Here is a 645-nt window from a genome sequence, read left to right on the forward strand (position 1 = left end):
CATGGGTTTGGTTCGACCGTTTCTCGCCGCGAAAGTCGCGCTCACCATTGCGGCCCGGCCCCGGCGGATCATCACCGCCATCCTTGGGCTTGAAGCTCTTCATCGACGCCCAGGCTTCGATCAGCGTGCCGTCCACCGAGAAATGCTCATCCGACAGCAGGTCGCGGCTACGAGCCTGCGCCACCACCGCCGCCAGGAACTTGGCCGCCACATCGCCAGCCAGCAGACGCTCGCGGTTCTTGGTGAATACCGTCACGTCCCACACGGCCGCGTCCATCGCCAGACCCACGAACCAGCGGAACAGCAGATTGTAGTCCATCTGCTCCATCAACTGCCGCTCGGAGCGGATCGAATAGAAGGCTTGCAGCAGCAACGCCCGCAGCAGCTTTTCCGGCGGGATCGATGGACGGCCGACCTTCGAATACAGCGTTTCGAACTCGGGCGACAGCACCTCCAGCGCCTCGTCGCAGATCGCCCGGATCGCCCGCAGCGGGTGAGCCCCAGGCACACGGGCCTCGCAGCTCACATACGAGAACAGCCCCTCCGTCCGATCATCACCACCACGCATCGCGCCCCCCCCTCCGAACTCAGCAGGAGAAGCGAATCACGATGCAGCCTCAGATGAAAGGGTTTTTCCGCAGCCTG

General features: G+C 63.9%; 1 protein-coding gene. It reads right to left on the reverse strand.

Features of this window, described 5'->3' with window-relative positions:
- On the reverse strand, nucleotides 1–568 hold a 568-nt coding region (locus tag KEC16_RS19650; RefSeq protein ID WP_211552120.1), incomplete at its 3' end, for an IS5 family transposase.
- Nucleotides 569–645 lie beyond the last annotated feature (77 nt).

Origin of the sequence: Magnetospirillum sulfuroxidans (assembly GCF_018224925.1) — a bacterium.
Lineage (GTDB): Bacteria > Pseudomonadota > Alphaproteobacteria > Rhodospirillales > Magnetospirillaceae > Magnetospirillum > Magnetospirillum sulfuroxidans.